Origin of the sequence: Mesorhizobium sp. M1D.F.Ca.ET.231.01.1.1, from assembly GCF_003999155.2 — a bacterium.
Lineage (GTDB): Bacteria > Pseudomonadota > Alphaproteobacteria > Rhizobiales > Rhizobiaceae > Mesorhizobium.
The window spans coordinates 291,709-311,921 of record NZ_RZOZ02000007.1 but is presented as its reverse complement, the minus strand read 5'-3'; the positions used below and the strand labels follow the sequence as shown (position 1 = coordinate 311,921).

Here is a 20,213-nt window from a genome sequence, read left to right as displayed (position 1 = left end):
AGCGGTTCACCGTTTCGCGGAAATGGCGAACCGCTCTCTTTGTTTTAACGCAATTCCGGACGGAAAACCGCTTCACACTTTTCCTGGAATTGCTTTGGCGGCGATCTCGAAACGATCGAGGTTCATCACCTTGGTCCAGGCCTTGACGAAGTCCTTGACGAACTTCGCCTTGGCGTCGGCCGAGCCGTAGACCTCGGCCAGCGCGCGCAGCTGCGAGTGCGAGCCGAAGATCAGATCGGCGCGCGTGCCGGTCCACTTGACCTGCCTGGTCTTGCGGTCGCGCGCCTCGTAGACCTCTTCCGAGCCCGGCTCGGAGCCTGCAGCCGGATCCCAGACGGTCGCCATCGACAGCAGGTTGACGAAGAAGTCGTTGGTCAGCGTGCCAGGCTTGTCGGTCAACACGCCGTGCCTGGAGCCGGCGGCGTTGGCGCCGAGCACGCGCAGGCCGCCGACCAGCGCCGTCAGTTCCGGCGCCGTCAGCGTCAGGAGCTGCGCCCGATCGACCAGCATCGCTTCGACCGACATCGCCTGCTTGCCCCTGCTGTAGTTGCGGAAGCCGTCGGCCCTTGGCTCGAGCGCCGCGAAGGATTCGACATCGGTCTGCTCCTGCGAAGCGTCCATGCGGCCGGGGGTGAACGGCACCTTCACCTCATTGCCGCCGTCCTTGGCTGCCTTCTCGACCGCGGCGACGCCGCCGAGCACGATCAGGTCGGCCAGCGAGACCTTCTTGTCGCCCGTCTGCGCCGCGTTGAACTCCTTCTGGATGGCCTCAAGCTTCGCCAGCACCTTGGCGAGCTGTGCCGGCTGGTTGACGTCCCAGTCCTTTTGCGGGGCAAGGCGGATGCGGCCGCCATTGGCGCCGCCGCGCTTGTCCGAGCCGCGGAAGGTCGAGGCCGAGGCCCAGGCGGTCGAGACCAGCTCGGAGACCGAAAGGCCGGAGGCCCGGATCTTCGCCTTCAGCACCGCGATGTCGGCTTCGCTCACCAGCTCGTGGTCGATCGCCGGGATCGGATCCTGCCAGATCAGCTCTTCCTTCGGCACGAGCGGGCCGAGGTAGCGGACGACCGGACCCATGTCGCGATGGGTGAGCTTGAACCAGGCGCGGGCGAAGGCGTCGGCGAACTGATCGGGGTGCTGGTGGAAGCGCCGCGAGATCTTCTCATAGGCCGGGTCGAAGCGCAGCGAGAGATCGGTGGTGAGCATGGCCGGCGCATGGCGCTTCGAGGCATTGTGCGCGTCCGGCACGGTGCCGGCGCCGGCGCCGCCCTTCGGCGTCCACTGATTGGCGCCGGCCGGGCTCTTCGTCAGCTCCCATTCGTAGTTGAACAGGTTGTCGAAGAAATTGTTGCTCCATTTGGTCGGCGAAGTGGTCCAGGTGACCTCGAGACCGGAGGTGATGGCGTCGCCGGCAATGCCGGTGGCGTATTTGCTCGACCAGCCGAGGCCCTGCGCCTCGATGCCGGCGCCTTCCGGCTCCGCGCCGACAAGCGCTGCATCGCCGGCGCCGTGCGTCTTGCCGAAGGTGTGGCCGCCGGCAATCAGTGCCACGGTTTCCTCGTCGTTCATCGCCATGCGGCGGAAGGTCTCGCGGATGTCGCGCGCCGCGGCGATCGGATCCGGCTTGCCGTTCGGGCCCTCCGGGTTGACGTAGATCAGGCCCATCTGCACGGCGCCGAGATGGCCCTGCAGCTCACGGTCGCCCGAATAGCGCTCGTCGTCCAGCCACTTGGCCTCGGACCCCCAGTTGACGTCCTGCTCCGGCTCCCACACGTCGGCGCGGCCGCCGGCGAAGCCGAAGGTCTTGAAGCCCATCGATTCCAGCGCAACGTTGCCGGCCAGGATCATCAGGTCGGCCCAGGAGATCTTGCGGCCGTATTTCTGCTTGACCGGCCAGAGCAGCCGGCGAGCCTTGTCGAGATTGGCGTTGTCCGGCCAGCTGTTGAGCGGGGCGAAACGCTGCTGACCGGCGCCAGCGCCGCCGCGGCCGTCGCCGATGCGGTACGTGCCGGCGCTGTGCCAGGCCATGCGGATGAAGAGCGGCCCGTAATGGCCGAAGTCGGCCGGCCACCAGTCCTGCGAATCCGTCATCACCTTGTGCAGGTCCTTGACCACCGCATCGAGGTCGAGACTCGCAAATTCCTTGGCGTAGTCGAAATCCTCGCCCATCGGGTCGGAGAGGTTCGACTGCTGGTGAAGAACGCCGAGATCGAGCAGGTTCGGCCACCAGTCACGGTTGGTCCTGCCGGCCGATCCATGCGCCACGGGGCATTTGCCAGCGCTGTTGTCGTCGGTTTTCGCGTCCATCTCACTCTCCGATTTTTTGCCGAGTTTTGAATTGGTTTCCGGGGCGGCCAGCGGCCGCGCCAATCTGGAACGATTCCAGACTAGGGCCGCTTGGCGATAAAGACAAATTGCCTTTCCTGTTTTTTCCGATAAGATTTCCTTATGATCGGCCTCACCGTCCGGCAGATGCTTTATTTCGACGCGCTGGCGCAGACGCTGCATTTCGGCCGCGCCGCGAAGCTTGCCGGCGTCAGCCAGCCGGCGCTCTCGGCCCAGATCGCGGAAATGGAAGAACGACTGAACTGCCTCCTGTTCGAGCGCGGCGGCAAGGCCGTGCGGATGACCGACGAAGCGCAGGCACTGCAGCCGCGCATCGAGCGCATCCTCGCCGACATACGTGACGTCGAGACGACTGCCCGTCGCGGCCGCCCTGCGATGGAAGGCCGCTTCCGGCTGGGCATCATCCCGACGGTTGCGCCCTATCTGCTGCCGCGTGTCCTGCCGGAACTGAAAAAGCATTTCCCTGCCCTGCAGCTCGAGCTGCGCGAAGCGGTGACCGCATCGCTGGTCGAGGACAATGTCTCGGGCAGGCTCGACGCTTTCATCGCCGCGCTGCCGCTCGACCATCCTGGGCTCGCCACCGAGGAGCTTTTCCCGGATCGCTTCTTCCTTGCCGTCCCTGCCGGCGATCCGGCCTTCGCCTCACCGCCCGTGCCGCCGGAAAGCCCGGCGCTGGAGCGGCTGATGCTGCTCGAGGAAGGCCATTGCCTGCGCGAGCAGGCATTGGCCGTCTGCGGCAATGTGCGACCGGTGGCGATGGCAAGCTACGGCGCCACAAGCCTCACGACGTTGCTGCAAATGGTGGCGCATGGGCTGGGGGTGACGCTGGTGCCGGAAATGGCGGCAAGCGCCGCCGGCATCATGCCTGACTTGCGGATCGTTCCATTCCAGGAGCCGATGCCGCAGCGCATGATCTGCCTCGCCTGGCGGCGCAACAAGGTGCGCCAGGACGAATGCGTGGAACTGGCGAAGATCATACGAGGGCTGGACCAGGCCGTGCTCGCAGGTTGAAACGTCCTTCTACGCCTCTCCATCCCCGCGTGATGACCGGCCTGCGACGATGTTTCAGGGCACGAATATCAAAAATACATACGTAAAAAACACTACAACATGGACCATCCCCGTCAGGAACGTCGTTCTTTCGGTGCTGAAGCTGACGCTGCATATGAAAAGCGCCAGGACCAAAAGCACCGCGTCAGCCGCCGGAAGCCCTAATGTCAATCCCCTGCCCGTCAGCAGGCTGGCGGCCGCGACCGCCGGTATTGTCAAACCGATCGTGGCGCAAGCCGAACCCATCGCAACGTTCAAGCTGCGCTGCAGCTCGTTGTTGAGCGAAGCGCGAACCGCCGAAAGGGCCTCCGGCATCAAAACCAGCCCCGCGATCAACGCTCCGACAATGCTGTCGGCCTGGGCCACCTGGTAGGCGACGAGTGTGTCCTCGACACTTGCGGCGACCTGCTCGGCGAGCATGACAATTCCGATCAGCCCGGTTGCCAGCAGAAGAGCGCTGACGGAAATGCTCGCGTGAGGGGCGGAGTGCATCGAGAGGTCGTGTGCCTCTCCTTGCACGAAGTCCTCCCGGTGCCGGACGGTCTGGGCGAACACGAAACTTGCATAGAGCAGCACCGAAAGGACGCTTACAAAACCAAGCTGGGCTGCCGAAAACGTGCCGGGATCCGTGGTTTGTGTGTAGGTCGGCAGAATAAGCGTCATGACGGTCAACGCGATCAGGACAGCCAGATACGCGCTGGTCCCTTGTCGAAGAATTGCCTGCTTGCGATGGAGCCAGCCGCCAAGCGTGAGACAGATGCCGACAACGCCGGTGGAGGTAATCATCACGGTCGAGAAAACGGACTCACGCGCCAATGTCGGGTTGTTCTCTCCATGCACCATCATGGAGACGATGATCGAGACTTCGATCGCCGTCACGGCAAAGGTCAGCACCAATGTTCCGTACGGCTCCCCGACGCGCCGGGCCACCGCCTCGGCGTGATCGAGCACCACGAAAATGGTGGTGAACATAATCGCGCTCGACAGCGCTCCAACGAGGATCCTGGCGTTCAGCGAGCCTTCATCCACCGAAAAGCCGCTGGCCCTGACCGCGACAGCCATCGCCAGCGCGGCCAATGGCATCGTGTAGGAAATCGCCGACCGTCCAAGACCAGTCATTCAAGCCCCCAAACGTCGCGCGTTTCCGCCAACTTAGCGGAAAAAGCGCGTCGGGAGCACTCTCATGGCATCTTTGCCTGCCAAGCGCACGATTCAAAACACGATTGAGGACTGGGCACCATTTTCGGCATCGAATGTCTCAATGGCCTTGCGAACCGCCCCACAGAATCTTCCCAGAAGTTCCGGCTCGCTCCCTAGTCGACGGCGCAACGAAAAGGGCACTTCCAGCTGGGCTCCTTTGCCCGTCAATCCTCGGTTGACGATGTTCGAATTCTGGATACCTGGAAAGGGATGGTTATCCTTTTTGGTCTGGAAGTCGGCTTCCTGGAGACGCCAGGCTATCTCCAAAACCAACGCGGCGTCCTTGCCGCCCAGGTAGACTGTCGAGGGATCGTTCCGATCCTGGCGACCGTGGATAGCGACGACGGTGGACTTCGTCCGCAACATTTCCAGCGCGGTTGCCTCGTCAAAGTTCCTGGACGTTATGTGCAGCTCCCGGTTGCTTTCCGGCATGAGCCCTTCAAAGCAATACATATCGAGATCGCGCCCTGCTATCGTCTCGGCGATCAGAGAGGTGCGGGGCTCGATCTTGCCGCCGTGCGGGGCCATGACGATCGCACTGCCGGTTCGCGCTCCGCGCCGGACGACTATGCGATAATCTATGTTTTCGATTTTGGCGGCTTTCAGCGCCGCGAAATTTGGAAACTCGTTGTCCATAAATCCCGTTTCACGCCGTCTTCTGTGCCACCAGCCCCAATTCCTCGACCATGGCCCCGCGCATCAGAAACTTCTGCGGCTTGCCGGTGACCGTCATCGGCAACTCGGTGCGGAAGCGGACGTAGCGCGGGATCTTGTAGTGTGCGATCTGGCCGGCGCAGAAGGCCTTGATCTCCTGCTCCGTGGCGATCTGGTTGGGCTTCAGCACGATCCAGGCGCAGAGCTCCTCGCCATATCTGTCGTCGGGGACGCCGAACACCTGCACTTCCTTGATCTTCGGATGGCGATAGAGGAACTCTTCCACCTCGCGCGGATAGACGTTCTCGCCGCCGCGGATGACCATGTCCTTCACCCGGCCGACAATGTTGCAATAGCCCTCGGCGTCTATTGTCGCGAGGTCGCCGGTATGCATCCAGCCGTCGGCGTCGATCGCCTCGCGCGTCTTCTCGGCGTCGTCCCAGTAACCCTTCATCACCGAATAGCCGCGCGTGCAGAGCTCGCCAGGCTCCCCGACAGCGACGGTGGCGCCATCGGCGCCGATCGCCTTCACCTCGACATGGGGATGAATGCGACCGACGGTGGAGACGCGCTTTTCCAGCGGATCTTCGACGCTGCTCTGGAACGAGACCGGGCTGGTCTCGGTCATGCCGTAGGCGATCGTCACTTGGCTCATATGCATCAGCGACACCACCTTCTTCATCACCTCGATCGGACATGGCGAGCCAGCCATGATGCCCGTGCGCAGGCTGGAAAGGTCGAAGGTCGAAAAATCCGCATGATCGAGCATGGCGACGAACATGGTCGGCACGCCGTAGAGGCCGGTACAACGTTCCTGCGCGACCGCCTTCAGCGTCGCGCCGGCATCGAAACCTTCGCCCGGGAAAACCATGGTCGCGCCCTTGGTGACGCAACCCATCGTGCCCATCGACATGCCGAAGCAGTGGTAGAGCGGCACCGGGATGCAGAGCCGATCGTCGACGGTGAGTTTTATCGCCGAGGTGACGAAATTGCCGTTGTTGACGATGTTCAAATGGGTCAGCGTCGCGCCCTTCGGGGCGCCGGTCGTTCCGCTCGTGAACTGGATGTTGATGGCCTCATTCGGCTTCAGGCTCTCGGAGATGCGGTCGAGGCTGTCATGCTCGTCGCGCCCGGCCATCGCCAGCACGTCGCCGAAGTTGAACATGCCGGGCGAATTGTCGTCGCCCATGCGGATGACGATCTCCAGCGCCGGCAGCTTCTTCGCCTTGAGCTTGCCGGGCTCGGCGGTGGCGATCTCCGGCGCCAGCGTCTCGATCATGCCGAGATAGTCCGAGGTCTTGAACTGGACCGCCGTCACCAGCGCTCGGCAAGCGACTTTGTTGAGCGCATATTCGAGCTCGGTCAGCCGGTAGGCCGGGTTGATGTTGACCAGGATGAGGCCGATGCGGGCGGTGGCGAACTGCGTCACCAGCCATTCCCAGCGATTGGGCGACCAGATGCCGACGCGGTCGCCCTTCTCCAATCCGAGCGCCAGGAAGCCTGCGGCCAGAGCGTCGACGGCGTCCGACAGTTCGCTCCAGGTGAAGCGCTTGTCCTGGCCGACGAAGACGGCGGCGTCGAGCGTGGCGTATTTGCTCACCGTGTCGGAAAACAGCTCCGGAATGGTCTTGTCGAGCAAGGGGACCGAGCGGTCGCCCGAGACATGCGCCCTGCCGTCCACCGGAGCAATGAAGCTATTCTGCGCTTTGCGCAGATTGGTGGCGTTCATGAGCTCGTCGAGTTTGATCGCCATCGCCGTTTCCTCCCGGGATAAGCCAGCCTATCAGCCTGCCGGGATGGTGGAAACCCGCCGAAGGTATGGGGGGTCAAGCGACCAGCGCGGCCATCTTCGCGGCGATATCGCGCAACAGAGCCTCATCGGCCGCGTCACGCTGGTTCTTCGAAGCGACGAGACAGGCCTGCGACTTGAGGATCACGCCGTCGCCCAGCACCTTGAGGTGGTTGGCGCGCAGCGTCGAGCCGGTGGTGGTGATGTCGACGATGACGTCAGCCAAACCGGCCGCCGGCGCGCCTTCGGTGGCGCCAAGGCTCTCGACGATGCGGTAGACCTGGATGCCGTGCTTGAGCGAAAAGAACTGCTGCGTCAGCCGCCAGTATTTGGTGGCGATGCGCAACCGCCTGCCGTGACGCTGGCGGAAATCGGCGGCGACGTCGTCGAGATCGGTCATGGTGTCGACATCCAGCCAGATGTCGGGCACGGCGACCACGACATCGGCATGGCCGAAGCCGAGACGGGCGACGATCTCGGCGCTCGCTTCCCAGTCGGCGAGGTTCTCGCGCAGCAGGTCCTCGCCGGTGATGCCGAGATCGACCGCGCCCTGGCCGATCTCGCCGGCGATCTCAGACGCGGAGAGGAAAGCCACTTCGACATTGTCGAGGCCATCGATGCGGGCGCGATATTTGCGGTCGTCCTCAGGCAAGGTGACCGCCAGGCCTGCCCTGGCAAGCACTTCGAGCGACTGCTCCTTGAGGCGGCCTTTCGACGGGATCGCCAGCGTGATCATTTCGCGCCCTCCCGCAAAGCTTCGATGCGGTCGAGCCAGACCGAGAAGCCGACGCCGGGGATCGGCTTCCTGGCGCCCAGCAGCGTCAGCAGCCGGTCGTAGCGGCCGCCGCCGACCAGCGGCCGGTCGCCATCGGCAGCCGCGATCTCGAAGACCAGACCGGTGTAGTAGTCGAGCGGACGGCCAAAGGCGGCGTCGTAGCGGATTTCCGCCATCGGCAGGCCATGCGCCTCGATCGCCTTGGCGCGGCCGGCGAAATTCTCCAGCGCAGCGCCGAGCGACAGGCCGGCATCGGAAGCGAATTTTTCCAGCGCTTCCGTGGCGTCGCCTAGTGCGACATCGATCGCGAGAAAGCCCTTCAGCGCCGAGAAGGCCTCGTCGGACAGCCGCACGCTGCGAAGCTGCGCCTTCTCGATCAGCCGCCGCGCGATGTCGGCGGGCGCGCGGCCGGTCGATGCCGACAGGCCGGCCTGCTCCATGCCGGCGGCGATATGCGCGGCAAGGCCTTCCGCGTCGCCGTCGAGCACCAGCATGGCGACCGGACCCGAGAGCTGGCTGTTGCGCGGCGGGTTGGCAAGATCGGCAAGCGCTGCCTCCAGCATCGTCGCGGAGCCGAAGGCGCGCGCAAGCCGCATGCGCCAGCCGCGCGGCAGGCCGAGCGCGGCCAGCACCGCCTCGAACACAGTCTGGTCGCCGAGCGTGACGGCGAGCGGTTGTCCGGGCAGCACCAGCGAGAGCAGCGCGTGCGCATCGGCCAGCGAGCGGGCATCGGCCGCCGCCGTGTCGCGATCGCCGAGATCCTCGATGCCGGCCTGGAAGAACTCGTTGCCGCCTTCGCGACGCTGGCGAAACACTTCGCCGAGATAGGAATAACGGCGCGGCGTGCCGGCCTGGCTGGCGATGTGGTCGAGGCAGACCGGAATGGTGAATTCGGGCCTGAGGCACAGCGTCTTGCCGGTCTCGCTTTCGGTGAGGAAGATGCGGCGGCGCAGGTCTTCGCCCGCCATGTCGAGGAACGGATCGGCCGGCTGCAGCACCGCGACCTCGACCGCGTGCGTGTCGCGCGCGGCGAAGAGTTTTGCGATGTCGGCGGCGATGGCGGGGTAGCGGGAGGTCATGCGGCACGCCCATCCCTTCTCCCCTTGTGGGAGAAGGTGGATCGGCGCGCAGCGCCGAGACGGTTGAGGGGTGCTGAAAGGAATGAGACGTTGGCGTTCCCTCGAACACCCCTCATCCGACCGAGCTTCGCTCGGCCACCGCCCGGGGGCGAGCCACGGGTCTCGCCCCGTCCTTCGGACCCCACAAGGGGAGAAGGGGAGGTCGGCGCCTTACCTGCCACGTGCCCGCTCCTCGGCTTGCGCCGCCAGGATCTTCTTCACCTCGGCGACCAGTTCGCCTTCCGCCACCGTCACCTGCGCCGGCCTTGCCGCCCGCCATTCGGCATTGTCGGTGATCTCGGCCGACATGCGGGCGCCTTCGATCAGGTCCTTGATCTGCACTTCACCCCTGGCGCGCTCGTCGCCGCCCTGGATGACAGCGACCGGGCTGCCGCGGCGATCGGCATATTTGAGCTGCGCCTTCATGCCGGCGCCGCCGAGATACATTTCGGAGCGGATGCCGGCCGCGCGCAGCTCAGCGACCATCTTCTGGTAGCGGCCGAGGCTTGTCGTGTCCTTGTCCATGACGAGCACGACGACCGGGGCGATGACATCGGAAGTGTCGAGCTTGCCGAGGTTCTTCAGCGCCGTCATCAGCCGGGAGACGCCGATGGAGAAACCGGTCGCCGGCACCGGCTCGCCGCGGAAGCGCGACACCAGCCCGTCATAACGGCCGCCGCCGCCGACCGAACCGAAACGCACGATCTGGCCGTCCTCATTGGGTATCTCGGCCAGCAGCTCGGCCTCGAAGACCGGGCCGGTGTAGTATTCGAGCCCGCGCACGACGGAGGTGTCGATGAGCACGCGGCCGTCATAGCCTGCGGCATCCACCATGGCCGCTATCGCCGCCAGTTCGTCGACGCCCTCGCGACCGGTGTCGGCGAAATAGTCCAGCGTCTTCAACCAGCGGATCTGGGCGGCGTTCGGCGAGATGTCGGTCGCGACCTCCAGCTTGCGCCATTCGCCCGCTGCCGTGCCAAGCTCGTAATTCATGAAATAGAGGACCGTCTCGATCGCCTTGCGCTCGAGGCCGGCGCCCTTGGTGAAGTCGCCGCTCTCGTCCTTGCGGCCGGCGCCCAGCAGTTGCGCGATACCTTCCGGCCCGATCTTGTCCAGCTTGTCGATTGCGCGCAGCACCGTCAGCCGGCGTCCCGCATTCTTGTCGCCGCCAAGGCCGATCGCCTCCAGAATGCCGTCCAGCACCTTGCGGTTGTTGACGCGGATGACGTAGTCGCCGCGCTTGATGCCAAGCGCTTCCATGACGTCGGCCATCATCATTGCCATCTCGGCGTCGGCGGCGACGCCCGCAACGCCGTTCGGTGTACCGATCGTGTCGGCATCGAACTGCATGAACTGGCGGAAGCGGCCGGGACCAGGCTTTTCGTTGCGGAACACCCAGCCGGAGCGGTAGCTGCGGTAGGGCTTCGGCAGCCGGTCATAGTTCTCGGCGACGAAACGCGCAGTCGGCGCGGTCAGGTCGTAGCGCAGCGACAGCCACTGGTCGTCATCGTCCTGGAAGGAGAACACGCCTTCGTTCGGCCGGTCCTGGTCGGGCAGGAATTTGCCCAATGCATCGGTGTATTCGATCATCGGCTGGTCGACCGGCTCGAAACCGTAAAGCTCATAGACCGAGCGGATGGTCGCCATCATCTTCTCGACGGCGCGGATGTCTTCGGCGCCGCGGTCGGCAAACCCGCGCGGCAGCCGCGCTTTCGTCTTTTCCGATTTGTCGGCCATGGGATAATCTTCTCTGGTCAATGGGCGCGCGTTTCCTAAACGATGCGGCTTGGAGCGGCAAGGGCGGCGACCTCTCCTTCTCCCCTTGCGGGAGAAGGTGGATCGGCGCGCAGCGCCGAGACGGATGAGGGGTGTTCCAGCGGAGTGAAACGCCGGCTTTCCCTGGAAAACCCCTCATCCGGCCGCTGCGCGGCCACCTTCTCCCACAAGAAGGGGAGAAGGAAGAACTGAAACAAAACCACACCAAAACGAAACAATTCCGCCATCGGCGCGGCATGCTGCCGACACAATCGAAGACGATAAAGCGCGCCGAAACAAAGGGTTCGGGGCCATGACGACGGCTGAAGACATCATCGAGAGCGGCACTGCCAGGCTGCGGCCTGCCGGCAACCTCATGCCCAAGCCGGCGCAGCAGCCGGCCGGGCCGTTCGAGGTTACGGCGGAAGCGCAAAAGCCGACGCTGCGCGACGCGCTGGTGACCGGGCTGCTGGTGATCTACCCGGCCTTCGCCGCGCTCGCCGCCATCATCGCGGGGCTGTTCTTGACCGGCGCCGGCAGCGTTTGAGCTAGCACCCTAACCTTCTCCCACAAGGAGGGCTTTGCACGGGGAGTGAAGCGGCTTTCGATGGGGTCGGCGCGGCGTTTTAAAGGGCTGGCGGCGCGATTTTCGGCTGCCCTTTTGAGGCATTCGGCGGTTTTAGGCGGCTATCCGCCAGATGGAGGCGGACTCCTCCTCATGCCCGCCTCTCTTCAGGTGGAAAGAGGACGCCGATCATGGTCCTCAGATTGTAGGCGCAGGCAGCCAGGATACACTGCGTGCGGTTGGTGGCCAGGTTGAAGAAGCGCACGCGCCGCATGCCATAGTGCTCCTTGAACACGGCGAAAGGCCGCTCGACGGCCGCCCGCACCTTGGCGATCAGCCGGTTGCGCAACTTCTGGCGCGGCGTCAGCGGGTGGTGCTTGTTGGGCCGGTGCATCAGCCGATCCTTGATCCCAGCCTCGGCAAGCCGATCGTGCCTGGCGTGGGTGCAATAGGCCTGATCGCCATAGGCCGCCTTCTCGTCGCGGCAGATCAGCTGGTCGGCCGGCTCGGTATCGGTGACCGAGGCATCACTCGCCTCGACGCGCCGGATGATGGTGTGAGCCTGGTCGGCGCCGATGTGCATCTTGTAGCCGAAGGTGCTCTTCTTGCCCTTCTTGCCCCAGCGCGCATCCTTGTCGGCCGACGGCTTGACCGGACCCTAATGGCCCTTCTTGGGTTGCTTGGGCGGGCGGCCGCGAGCCTGCAGGAACGTGGCATCGACCAAGGTGCCGCGCTTGACGATCAGGCCCTTCTCCTCCAGCTGGCGGTTGATTTCCTCAAAGACCTTGTCGATCAGATGCTCGCGCGTCAGCTCCTCGCGGAAACGCCACAGCGTCGAGTGATCGGGCGTGCGTTCCGAAAGGCTGAAACCGGCAAAGCGGCGGAACGACAGCCGGTCCCGAATCTGCGCCTCGAGCGCCGGATCGCTCAGCCCGTGCCACACGCCAAGCAAAAGACAGCGCAGCAGCGGTTCCGCCGGATAGCTGGTGTTGCCCGAGCCAGGACCGCTGCGCTGACCAAGCAAGGTTCGGATCGGCGCCCAGTCCAGTTCCTTCGATATCAGGTCGAAGATCGTCTCATCCGCCGATGCCAGACCATCCGCAAGGCTCAATTGACCAAGCACCCGATCGACCATCGCGAATCCCTCCTTGCCGGATATCCGCATGGAATCACTGATCCGATTCTGTGCAAAGCCCTCCTTGTGGGAGAAGGGGAAGTGCGCTCACTTCGGCCTTTTAAATCTCTTCCGTTCCGCCTCCACCTCGGCGCGGCAGACGCAGCCTTCGAGGTGGTCGTTGACCAGGCCCATCGCCTGCATGAAGGCATAGACAGTGGTCGGGCCGACGAAGCTCCAACCGCGCTTCTTCAATTCCTTCGATATCCTGACCGAGACCGCCGTCGTCGGATTGGCGCGCAGATGCGCGAGGTCGACGATTTCGGGCCGTTCATCGGGACCCGGCTCGAACTTCCAGAACCAGGCGGCAAGTGAGCCGAATTCATCGACCATCTCGCGGGCCCGCCTGGCGTTGTTGATGGTCGAGACGATCTTGCCGCGATGGCGGATGATGCCGGCATTGCCGAGCAGGCGTTCGACATCCTGGTCGGTGAAGCGCGCCACCTGGTCGAAGTCGAAATTGGCGAAGGCCTCGCGGAAATTCTCGCGCTTGCGCAGGATGGTCAGCCAGGAGAGGCCGGACTGGAACCCTTCGAGACAGATCTTCTCGAACAGCCGGCGATCGTCCGTCACCGGCCTGCCCCATTCATGGTCGTGATAGTGGAGATAGTCCGGCAGGTTGCCGTGCCAGAAGCAGCGCGCGACACCGTCGGGGCCATCCAGCAGGCCGGCATTTTCTTGTCCCATCAGAAGAATTCCATTCGTTAACGCGCTTCGGCGCGGGCTTTACCGTGGCTTTACCAGATTCCTGAACCGGCCGGTAACCACACCAAAAAGTTTACTGACGAAGCGGCCTTTTACGCATTCCGATTCATGTTTTGCTTGCCGCTCCGCGCCAAGGTTCGCCACGCCGAGGGCCCCTTCCCCGCCCTCGGACGAGTTCGACGATCAAGGTGCGTTCCGATGAAGACAGCGTTCACTTTCGTGCTAGGCGCGGCCGCGGTGCTTGCCGCCGGCGCGACGACCTCTTTTGCCAACGACCGTTATGCCGACAGGCCGCCGGTGATGGTCAGCCCCGACCTTTCGGCACCCTGGGTGCTGCAGCTTGGCCACGCGCCGGGCATTGTGCGCCCGACTCGGCAGGCGACGCAGCAGCGGCTTTTCCAGGCGCAACCCGGCCAGCAGAGCACGGCCGCCGTGCAGCAGCCCGCCAAGCGCGCGGCGATGCGGCCGCAGATCAACCCGATGTACCTGCCGCAGGAAGTCGCCTATGACGGCCCGCAGAAGCCTGGCACCATCGTCATCGATACTCACCAGAACTTCCTCTTTCTCATCGAGAAGAACGGCAAGGCGCGGCGCTACGGCGTCGGCACCGGCAAGCCCGGCTTCGAATGGTCGGGCACGCACAAGATCACCGATAAGAGGGTGTGGCCGGACTGGCGCCCGCCAGCCGTGATGATCAAGCGCGAGGCGGCCAAGGGCCGCTACCTGCCGACCTATCTCGCCGGCGGCATCGAGAACCCGCTCGGCGCGCGCGCGCTCTATCTCGGCACCACCGAATACCGCATCCACGGCACCAATCAGCCCTGGACGATCGGCGGCGCGGTGTCTTCCGGTTGCATCCGGATGCGCAACGAGGACGTCGTCGACCTTTACGAGCGCGTGAAAGTCGGAACGACGGTCGAGGTGATATAGTCACTGCGCATCAGCCAGTAAGGCGGCGCTGAGGCGTTTTTGGCGCTTGCTGTTGCTCTGAAGCCATAGCGCGCTTTTAGGAGACGTGCTTAGACTGGCAACGAATACGGGGGACGGGCCGTGTGGGGATACGGCCAGTCACGAAAGGGCAGCACGGGAAACCGCGCTGCCCTTTTCGCTTTCGCGTTGTTGTTTTGATGCATGTCATTTTCCCAAAACCGCGGCGCACTTTTGGGTGACATGCATAGAGCGGCAGGTCGCGCTGGAAGCAGGCCGTTTCGTTTTCGGGGGCTGATTTCCCGGCCGTCCTCTGCTATTGCAGCGCACAAATCTTGGTTTTTATGCAATTCCGGACGCAAGCCGCTTTTCTGGAATTGTGCTAGAAGGCAGAGGTGCCAGCCATGACCCGGTCCGACGACAGCCGTTATCTGAGAGGCGGCCCGGTCGCCCAGCGCATCATCGTTTCCGTGCGCGAGGATGCGGCAATCGCCACCGCCGAAGGCTTTCCGCCGAAGCTGGTCTCGATCACCGTCGGCGATACCGACGCGGTCGATGTCTATGTGCGCAACCAGCGCGCCAAGGCGGAGCTTGCCGGCATCGGCTTCGAGGAGCGGCGCTTTGCCGCCGACATCACGGCGGGCGAGCTTGAGGCCGCCATCCATGGCCTCAACGCCGACCCGCGCGTCACCGGCATCATCATCCAGCGGCCGGTGCCGGCGCATATCCCGATCAAGACGCTGCAGGCGGCGGTGCATCCGCTGAAGGACGTCGAGGGCATGCATCCTGCCTCGATAGGCAACATCGTCTACAACCAGCTCGACCTCGCTCCCTGCACGGCGGCCGCCTCGGTCGAGCTGCTCAAGGAGACCGGCCTCGATCTCAAGGGGCTCGAGGTGGTTGTCGTCGGCCATTCCGAGATCGTCGGCAAGCCGATCGCCTTTTTGCTGATGAGCGAGGGAGCGACCGTGACGGTCTGCCACCACATGACGCGTTCGGTGGCAGCGCATGCGCGGCGCGCGGATGCGCTGTTCGTCGCCGTCGGCAGGCCGCGGCTGATCAAGGCCGACATGGTCAAGCCCGGTGCCGCCGTCATCGACATCGGCATCAATTCGGAAATCGGGCCGGACGGCGAAAGCCGCATCGTCGGCGATGTCGACACCGAGAGCGTGAAGGAGGTCGCCTCCTGGATCACGCCGGTGCCGGGCGGCGTCGGCCCGCTGACGGTGGCGATCCTCTTGCGCAACACCATGGTGGCGCTCAACCGCCAACGCGCGCTTTACCGAGCGACCTACGGCGTGGCGGACCAGTTGGCTGCGGAGTAGTTATTCCGCAGCGATCAAACCGCTGTCGGAAACGCCTTCCGGTTTCGGTCCGCCATAGGCCCAGTCGAGCAGTTTGATCGTATGCACCACCGGCAGCTTGGCTGCGGACGCGATCTGGGTGATGCAGCCGATATTGCCGGTGGCGACGATCTCGGCGCCGGTCGCCTCGATGTTCCTGACCTTGCGGTCGCGGAGCTTGGTCGAAATCTCGGACTGCAGGATGTTGTAGGTGCCGGCGGAGCCGCAGCAGAGATGCCCTTCGCGCGGCTCGCGCACGACAAAGCCTGCTCTGCTGAGAAGCTCCTTCGGCTGGCGGGTGATCTTCTGGCCGTGCTGCATCGAGCAGGCGGAATGATAGGCGACGACAATGCCCGGCTTGCGCACCGGCTCGGGCAGGTCGAGGCCGGCGAGATATTCGGTGATGTCCTTGGCCAGCGCCGAGATTCGCGCGGCCTTTTCGGCATAGGCCGGATCGAGGCGCAGCATGAAGCCATAGTCCTTGATCGTCGTGCCGCAACCGGATGCGGTGATGACGATGGCATCGAGCCCGCCCTGGTCGATGGCGCGCGTCCATGCGTCGACATTTTGCCTGGCCGAGGCAAGCGCCTGATCCTCGCGACCCATGTGATGGACGAGCGCGCCGCAGCAGCCCTCGCCTTCCGGCACCACCACCTCGACGCCCAGCCTTGTCAGCAGCGAGACGGTCGCCTCGTTGATCGCCGGATCGAGCACCGACTGCGCGCAGCCTGTGAGGATGGCGACGCGGCCGCGTTTTTTGGTCCCCTGCCCCGCACGCGTGCCCGGCTTCGCCATCGGCGATGCCGGCGGGATCGACGACGGCGCAAGCTTCAGCATCGCCGCGATCGGTCTCAGCGCCGGTAGCTTTTCGAACAGGCCGATGAACGGCCGGCCGAGGCCGGCGAGCTTCAACGCGGCGCGGAAGCGACCTGGGTAAGGCAGCACGAAAGCCAGCATGGCACGGTTCAGCCGGTCGAGCAGCGGCCGCTTGTAGCTCTTCTGGATATGGGCGCGGGCATGGTCGACCAGATGCATGTAGTTGACGCCGGACGGGCATGTCGTCATGCAGGCAAGGCAGGACAGGCAGCGGTCGATATGGGTGACGATCTCCTTGTCGGCCGGCCGGCCGTTCTCCAGCATGTCCTTGATGAGATAGATGCGGCCGCGCGGCGAGTCCAACTCGTTGCCCAATGTCACATAGGTCGGGCAAGTGGCGGTGCAGAAGCCGCAATGCACGCATTTGCGCAGGATCTTTTCCGATTCCGCGACATGCGGGTCGGCAAGCTGGGCAAGGGAGAAATTGGTCTGCACACAAAAATCCTCACTGTCCGAGAAGCCAGCTTTCGGGGTTCTTGACGGGCTCGCCACGCTGCAGCGCCTGGATGCCCAGGATGCAACGGGCGATGAACCAGACGGCGACGGCGAACATCAGCAGGAAGCCGATCGCGAGCATCATCAGGACCACGGAGATCAGCGCGTAGAGAAGGCCGATCCAGAAAGTCCTGACCAGGAATGTGTAGTGGCTTTCGACGAAGCCGCCCGCCTTGCCGCGATTGATATAGGCAAGCACGATGCCGACAATGCCGGTGACGCCGACGACGAGGCTGGCGAGATAGAGAATGTAGATGACCAGCGCGTTGGTCTGGCCAGGCTCCAGCCAGCGATCGGTCTGGCGCGGTCCCCTGCTTGGTCCTGGATCGGTGTTGCTCATGATGCTGCTCCCTCGGTTGATCGGGCGAGAGTAGCAGAGCCGGCACCCGGCGCCATGCGGCCGGGGTTGAGAATGTGCTTGGGGTCGAACTCGGCCTTGAGCCTGGCCGACAGTGCCGCCAGATGCGGCGGCTGCGGTTCAAACACCGGCAGCGCCGCGCGATGCGAGGCCGACGCGCGCACCAGCGTCGCGTGGCCGCCGCCATATTTGCGGATCAATTCGCGCAGCAGCCCCGCCTCCGGATCATCCTCGCGCATCGACAGCCACACCAGCCCGCCCTGCCAGTCGTAGAAAGCGTCGACGGCCGCCTGCGTGCGCAGCGCCATCACCATATGGTGCGCAAGCGACGGCGCCATCGACACGCGCCAGACCGGCCTTGCGCCACCATCGGCGAAGGGCGCACAATCGCGGATGTCGCGCCAGATGGTTTTCGAGGCCTCGCCCGCGATCTCCTGCAGCGGACCGGCCCTGCCGAGCAGGTTCCGCAACGCCTCGATGCGGTAGACGACCGACGGCCCAAAGCCTTCGACGCGCAGCAGCGTCGCGGCATCGCTGCCGAGATAGCCGGCGGCGACGCGCGCGGCGATCCGCTCCGGCAGGTGCGCCGCGCTCGACACTTCGGCGCTGGAGCCGAGCGCCAGCGCCATGGCGGCGACGGCGGCATCGTCGAGCAGGCCGCGGATGGCCAAGGTGACCTCGGTCTCGGCCGCCGGCAGCACCTTGAAGGTGACGTCGGTCAGCACGGCGAGCGTGCCCCAGCTTCCCGCCATCAGCTTGGAAAGATCGTAGCCGGTGACGTTCTTGACGACGCGGCCGCCCGACTTGAAGGCTTCGCCGCGTCCCGAGACCGCTGCTATGCCAAGAACATGGTCGCGCGCAGCACCTGCCTTGAGGCGACGCGGACCGGACAGGTTCGAGGCAAGCACCCCGCCGATCGTGCCCCTGCCCGGCTCGCCGCCGAGCAGCGCACGATAGTCCATCGGCTCGAAGGCGAATTGCTGGCCGTTTTCGGCAAGGAGCGCCTCGATCTCGGCGAGCGGCGTGCCGGCGCGCGCCGACAGCACCAGTTCGGCAGGTTCGTAGAGCGTCACGCCGGTGAGCTTGGAGAGGTCAAGCGTGTGCTCGGTCTGCAGCGGGCGGCCAATGCCGCGCTTGGAGCCGTGGCCGAGGATTTCGAGCGGTGCTTCTTCGGCCGCCGCCCATTGGACAGTGGAGAGGACTTCGGCGGAAGTGGATGGGGTGAAGGTGGTCATGGGTGAGCCCGTTTCCTCGCCCCCGCGAAGCGGGGGAGAGGTGGCTCGGGCGAAGCCCGAGACGGAGATAGGCCGCGTTCCTGCGCGCCCCCCTCTGTCCTGCCGGACATCTCCCCCACTTGGGGGGAGATCAGATGTCGCCGCCGATTTCGCCAATCTCTAGCGTGGCAGGATTGAGCGCGGCGCCAAAGCTGCTGATCTCCCCCCTTGTGGGGGAGATGTCCGGCAGGACAGAGGGGGGCGCGAAAGAACGCCGACGTGCGAATTTGAGCCCCCATCAAAACCTCGGAAGGTCCGGAAACGCCACCTGCCCGCGGTGCACATGCATACGCCCCAACTCGGCGCAGCGGCGCAGTTGCGGAAACACCTTGCCGGGGTTGAGCAGATGGTTGGGGTCGAAGGCGCATTTGACGCGCATCTGCTGGTCGAGGTCGACCTGGTTGAACATTTCCGGCATCAGGTCGCGCTTCTCGACGCCGACGCCGTGCTCGCCGGTGAGCACGCCGCCGACCTCGACGCAAAGGCGCAGGATGTCGGCGCCAAAGCTTTCGGCCTTGTCGAGCTCGCCAGGCACGTTGGCGTCGTAGAGGATCAGCGGATGCAGATTGCCGTCGCCGGCATGGAAGACGTTGGCGACGCCGAGCCCATATTTCTCGGAAAGCTCGCGCATGCCGGCGAGCACGCGCGGCAGTTCCTTGCGCGGGATGGTGCCGTCCATGCAGTAATAGTCGGGCGAGATGCGGCCGACCGCCGGGAAGGCCGCCTTGCGCCCGGCCCAGAAGCTCAGCCGCTCCTGTTCGGATTGCGAGATGCGGCAGGTGGTCGAGCCGTTGCGGTAGGCGATCGCCTCGACCAGGCCGATCAGGTGGTCGACCTCGACGCTCGGCCCGTCAAGCTCGACGATGAGCAGCGCCTCGACGTCGAGCGGATAGCCGGCATGGACGAAGTCTTCCGCCGCCTGGATCGCCGGGCGGTCCATCATCTCCATGCCGCCGGGGATGATGCCGGCGCCGATGATGTCGGCGACGCACTGGCCGCCCTCTTCGCTCGTCGGGAAGCCGATCAAGAGCGCCCGCGCCGTCTCCGGCTTCTTCAGGATGCGCACGGTGACCTCGGTGACGACACCGAGCAGGCCCTCGGAACCGGTCATGACGCCGAGCAGGTCGTAGCCTTCCTGGTCGAGATGGCTGCCGCCGAGCCGCACCACCTCGCCGTTCATCAGCACCATCTCGATGCCCAGCACATTGTTGGCGGTCAGCCCGTATTTCAGGCAGTGCACGCCGCCGGAATTTTCCGCGACATTGCCGCCGATCGAGCAGGCGATCTGGGAGGATGGATCGGGGGCGTAGTAAAAGCCCTCCTGCTCGACAGCGGTGGTGATGCCGAGATTGGTGACGCCCGGCTGGGCGACGACGACGCGGTTGGGATAGTCGATCGCCAGGATGCGGTTGAAGCGGCTCATCACCAGCAGCACCGCATCCTCGAGCGGCAGCGCGCCGCCAGAGAGCGAGGTGCCGGAACCGCGCGGCACGACGCGGATGCTGCGCTCGTTGCAGTATTTCAGGACGCGCGAGACCTGCGCCACCGTCTCCGGCAGCACCACCACCAGCGGCAATTGACGGTAAGCGGTGAGGCCGTCGCTCTCGAAGGCCCGCATTTCGTTGGCCGCGTCGACGACACCCTCCCCCGGCACGATGATGCGCATGTCGGCGACGATCTCGTCGCGCCGGCGCATCGTGGCGTCGTCTGGCTTCGGCATGGCAAGGCCGGACATCGGGGCAGCCTCATGAGCTTGACTGGTCAAAATCTTTTACCAGCCAAGCGCGTTCGTTGCAAACCCTGCGTCAGTCG

18 protein-coding genes and 1 pseudogene are annotated in these 20,213 nt (G+C 64.7%); 4 read left to right on the top strand and 15 right to left on the bottom strand.

The window, feature by feature from the left end; translation table 11 throughout:
* Positions 1-72: 72 nt before the first annotated feature.
* A complete protein-coding gene (gene katG, locus EN874_RS20540) occupies positions 73-2,304 on the bottom strand; it encodes a catalase/peroxidase HPI (protein ID WP_127426487.1) in 2,232 nt (743 codons plus the stop codon).
* 141 nt (positions 2,305-2,445) lie between these two features.
* Between katG and EN874_RS20535 the strand changes: the two genes are divergently transcribed.
* Complete coding sequence (locus tag EN874_RS20535; protein ID WP_126085704.1) at positions 2,446-3,354, top strand: hydrogen peroxide-inducible genes activator; 909 nt, start codon at positions 2,446-2,448, stop codon at positions 3,352-3,354.
* Between the two features lie 54 nt (positions 3,355-3,408).
* Here the strand turns inward: EN874_RS20535 and EN874_RS20530 are convergent, their stop codons facing one another.
* From EN874_RS20530 to EN874_RS33765, 7 genes are all read right to left on the bottom strand, one after another.
* Entirely contained in the window at positions 3,409-4,512 is a 1,104-nt protein-coding gene (locus EN874_RS20530; RefSeq protein WP_127426488.1) for a calcium:proton antiporter, read from the bottom strand.
* A 93-nt stretch (positions 4,513-4,605) separates the two neighbouring features.
* Complete coding sequence (locus EN874_RS20525) at positions 4,606-5,229, bottom strand: poly-gamma-glutamate hydrolase family protein (RefSeq protein WP_127426489.1); 624 nt, start codon at positions 5,227-5,229, stop codon at positions 4,606-4,608.
* Between the two features lie 10 nt (positions 5,230-5,239).
* Positions 5,240-7,000 (bottom strand): AMP-binding protein, encoded by a 1,761-nt coding sequence (locus EN874_RS20520; RefSeq protein ID WP_127426490.1) that lies wholly within the window; start codon positions 6,998-7,000, stop codon positions 5,240-5,242.
* Between the two features lie 73 nt (positions 7,001-7,073).
* Positions 7,074-7,772, bottom strand: coding sequence for an ATP phosphoribosyltransferase (hisG, locus tag EN874_RS20515; protein WP_127426491.1), 699 nt, complete (start codon positions 7,770-7,772; stop codon positions 7,074-7,076).
* Entirely contained in the window at positions 7,769-8,890 is a 1,122-nt protein-coding gene (locus tag EN874_RS20510; RefSeq protein WP_127426492.1) for an ATP phosphoribosyltransferase regulatory subunit, read from the bottom strand. Before EN874_RS20510 ends, hisG begins: the two co-directional genes overlap by 4 nt.
* Positions 8,891-9,100: 210 nt before the next feature.
* Positions 9,101-10,666, bottom strand: coding sequence for a histidine--tRNA ligase (gene hisS / locus EN874_RS20505; protein ID WP_127426493.1), 1,566 nt, complete (start codon positions 10,664-10,666; stop codon positions 9,101-9,103).
* A gap of 35 nt (positions 10,667-10,701) precedes the next feature.
* Entirely contained in the window at positions 10,702-10,932 is a 231-nt protein-coding gene (locus EN874_RS33765; protein ID WP_168247642.1) for a hypothetical protein, read from the bottom strand.
* Between the two features lie 65 nt (positions 10,933-10,997).
* On the opposite strand from EN874_RS33765, the gene EN874_RS20495 reads away from it, so the two are divergent.
* Positions 10,998-11,231 (top strand): hypothetical protein, encoded by a 234-nt coding sequence (locus tag EN874_RS20495; RefSeq protein ID WP_127426495.1) that lies wholly within the window; start codon positions 10,998-11,000, stop codon positions 11,229-11,231.
* A gap of 169 nt (positions 11,232-11,400) precedes the next feature.
* Here the strand turns inward: EN874_RS20495 and EN874_RS20490 are convergent.
* The 3 genes and pseudogenes from EN874_RS20490 to EN874_RS20480 form a co-directional block, all read right to left on the bottom strand.
* A pseudogene (locus EN874_RS20490) lies at positions 11,401-11,883 on the bottom strand (transposase); the annotation flags it as partial.
* A gap of 24 nt (positions 11,884-11,907) precedes the next feature.
* Positions 11,908-12,384 (bottom strand): transposase, encoded by a 477-nt coding sequence (locus tag EN874_RS20485; protein ID WP_168247641.1) that lies wholly within the window; start codon positions 12,382-12,384, stop codon positions 11,908-11,910.
* 87 nt (positions 12,385-12,471) lie between these two features.
* Positions 12,472-13,110, bottom strand: coding sequence for a DNA-3-methyladenine glycosylase I (locus tag EN874_RS20480; protein ID WP_127426498.1), 639 nt, complete (start codon positions 13,108-13,110; stop codon positions 12,472-12,474).
* A 216-nt stretch (positions 13,111-13,326) separates the two neighbouring features.
* Between EN874_RS20480 and EN874_RS20475 the strand changes: the two genes are divergently transcribed.
* Positions 13,327-14,058, top strand: a complete 732-nt coding sequence (locus EN874_RS20475; RefSeq protein ID WP_127426499.1) for a L,D-transpeptidase — start codon at positions 13,327-13,329, stop codon at positions 14,056-14,058.
* A gap of 401 nt (positions 14,059-14,459) precedes the next feature.
* Positions 14,460-15,380, top strand: a complete 921-nt coding sequence (locus EN874_RS20470) for a bifunctional 5,10-methylenetetrahydrofolate dehydrogenase/5,10-methenyltetrahydrofolate cyclohydrolase (protein WP_127426500.1) — start codon at positions 14,460-14,462, stop codon at positions 15,378-15,380.
* Here the strand turns inward: EN874_RS20470 and glcF are convergent, their stop codons facing one another.
* The 4 genes from glcF to EN874_RS20445 all read right to left on the bottom strand — a co-directional run bounded on the left by glcF (position 15,381) and on the right by EN874_RS20445 (position 20,136).
* A complete protein-coding gene (glcF, locus tag EN874_RS20465) occupies positions 15,381-16,709 on the bottom strand; it encodes a glycolate oxidase subunit GlcF (protein WP_127426501.1) in 1,329 nt (442 codons plus the stop codon).
* Positions 16,710-16,719: 10 nt separating this feature from the next.
* Positions 16,720-17,109, bottom strand: a complete 390-nt coding sequence (locus EN874_RS20460; RefSeq protein WP_127426502.1) for a DUF4870 domain-containing protein — start codon at positions 17,107-17,109, stop codon at positions 16,720-16,722.
* Positions 17,106-18,362, bottom strand: coding sequence for a glycolate oxidase subunit GlcE (glcE, locus tag EN874_RS20455; RefSeq protein ID WP_127426503.1), 1,257 nt, complete (start codon positions 18,360-18,362; stop codon positions 17,106-17,108). Before glcE ends, EN874_RS20460 begins: the two co-directional genes overlap by 4 nt.
* Before the next feature lie 277 nt (positions 18,363-18,639).
* On the bottom strand, positions 18,640-20,136 hold the full coding sequence (locus tag EN874_RS20445; RefSeq protein WP_127426504.1) for an FAD-linked oxidase C-terminal domain-containing protein: 1,497 nt from the start codon (positions 20,134-20,136) through the stop codon (positions 18,640-18,642).
* Between the last annotated feature and the right edge of the window lie 77 nt (positions 20,137-20,213).

Coding starts and splice junctions, on each gene's coding strand:
- katG (WP_127426487.1), bottom strand. CDS start 2,304: ATGGACGCGAAAACCGACGACAACAGCGCTGGCAAATGCCCCGTGGCG.
- EN874_RS20535 (WP_126085704.1), top strand. CDS start 2,446: ATGATCGGCCTCACCGTCCGGCAGATGCTTTATTTCGACGCGCTGGCG.
- EN874_RS20530 (WP_127426488.1), bottom strand. CDS start 4,512: ATGACTGGTCTTGGACGGTCGGCGATTTCCTACACGATGCCATTGGCC.
- EN874_RS20525 (WP_127426489.1), bottom strand. CDS start 5,229: ATGGACAACGAGTTTCCAAATTTCGCGGCGCTGAAAGCCGCCAAAATC.
- EN874_RS20520 (WP_127426490.1), bottom strand. CDS start 7,000: ATGGCGATCAAACTCGACGAGCTCATGAACGCCACCAATCTGCGCAAA.
- hisG (WP_127426491.1), bottom strand. CDS start 7,772: ATGATCACGCTGGCGATCCCGTCGAAAGGCCGCCTCAAGGAGCAGTCG.
- EN874_RS20510 (WP_127426492.1), bottom strand. CDS start 8,890: ATGACCTCCCGCTACCCCGCCATCGCCGCCGACATCGCAAAACTCTTC.
- hisS (WP_127426493.1), bottom strand. CDS start 10,666: ATGGCCGACAAATCGGAAAAGACGAAAGCGCGGCTGCCGCGCGGGTTT.
- EN874_RS33765 (WP_168247642.1), bottom strand. CDS start 10,932: ATGGCGGAATTGTTTCGTTTTGGTGTGGTTTTGTTTCAGTTCTTCCTT.
- EN874_RS20495 (WP_127426495.1), top strand. CDS start 10,998: ATGACGACGGCTGAAGACATCATCGAGAGCGGCACTGCCAGGCTGCGG.
- EN874_RS20485 (WP_168247641.1), bottom strand. CDS start 12,384: ATGGTCGATCGGGTGCTTGGTCAATTGAGCCTTGCGGATGGTCTGGCA.
- EN874_RS20480 (WP_127426498.1), bottom strand. CDS start 13,110: ATGGGACAAGAAAATGCCGGCCTGCTGGATGGCCCCGACGGTGTCGCG.
- EN874_RS20475 (WP_127426499.1), top strand. CDS start 13,327: ATGAAGACAGCGTTCACTTTCGTGCTAGGCGCGGCCGCGGTGCTTGCC.
- EN874_RS20470 (WP_127426500.1), top strand. CDS start 14,460: ATGACCCGGTCCGACGACAGCCGTTATCTGAGAGGCGGCCCGGTCGCC.
- EN874_RS20460 (WP_127426502.1), bottom strand. CDS start 17,109: ATGAGCAACACCGATCCAGGACCAAGCAGGGGACCGCGCCAGACCGAT.
- glcE (WP_127426503.1), bottom strand. CDS start 18,362: ATGACCACCTTCACCCCATCCACTTCCGCCGAAGTCCTCTCCACTGTC.
- EN874_RS20445 (WP_127426504.1), bottom strand. CDS start 20,136: ATGTCCGGCCTTGCCATGCCGAAGCCAGACGACGCCACGATGCGCCGG.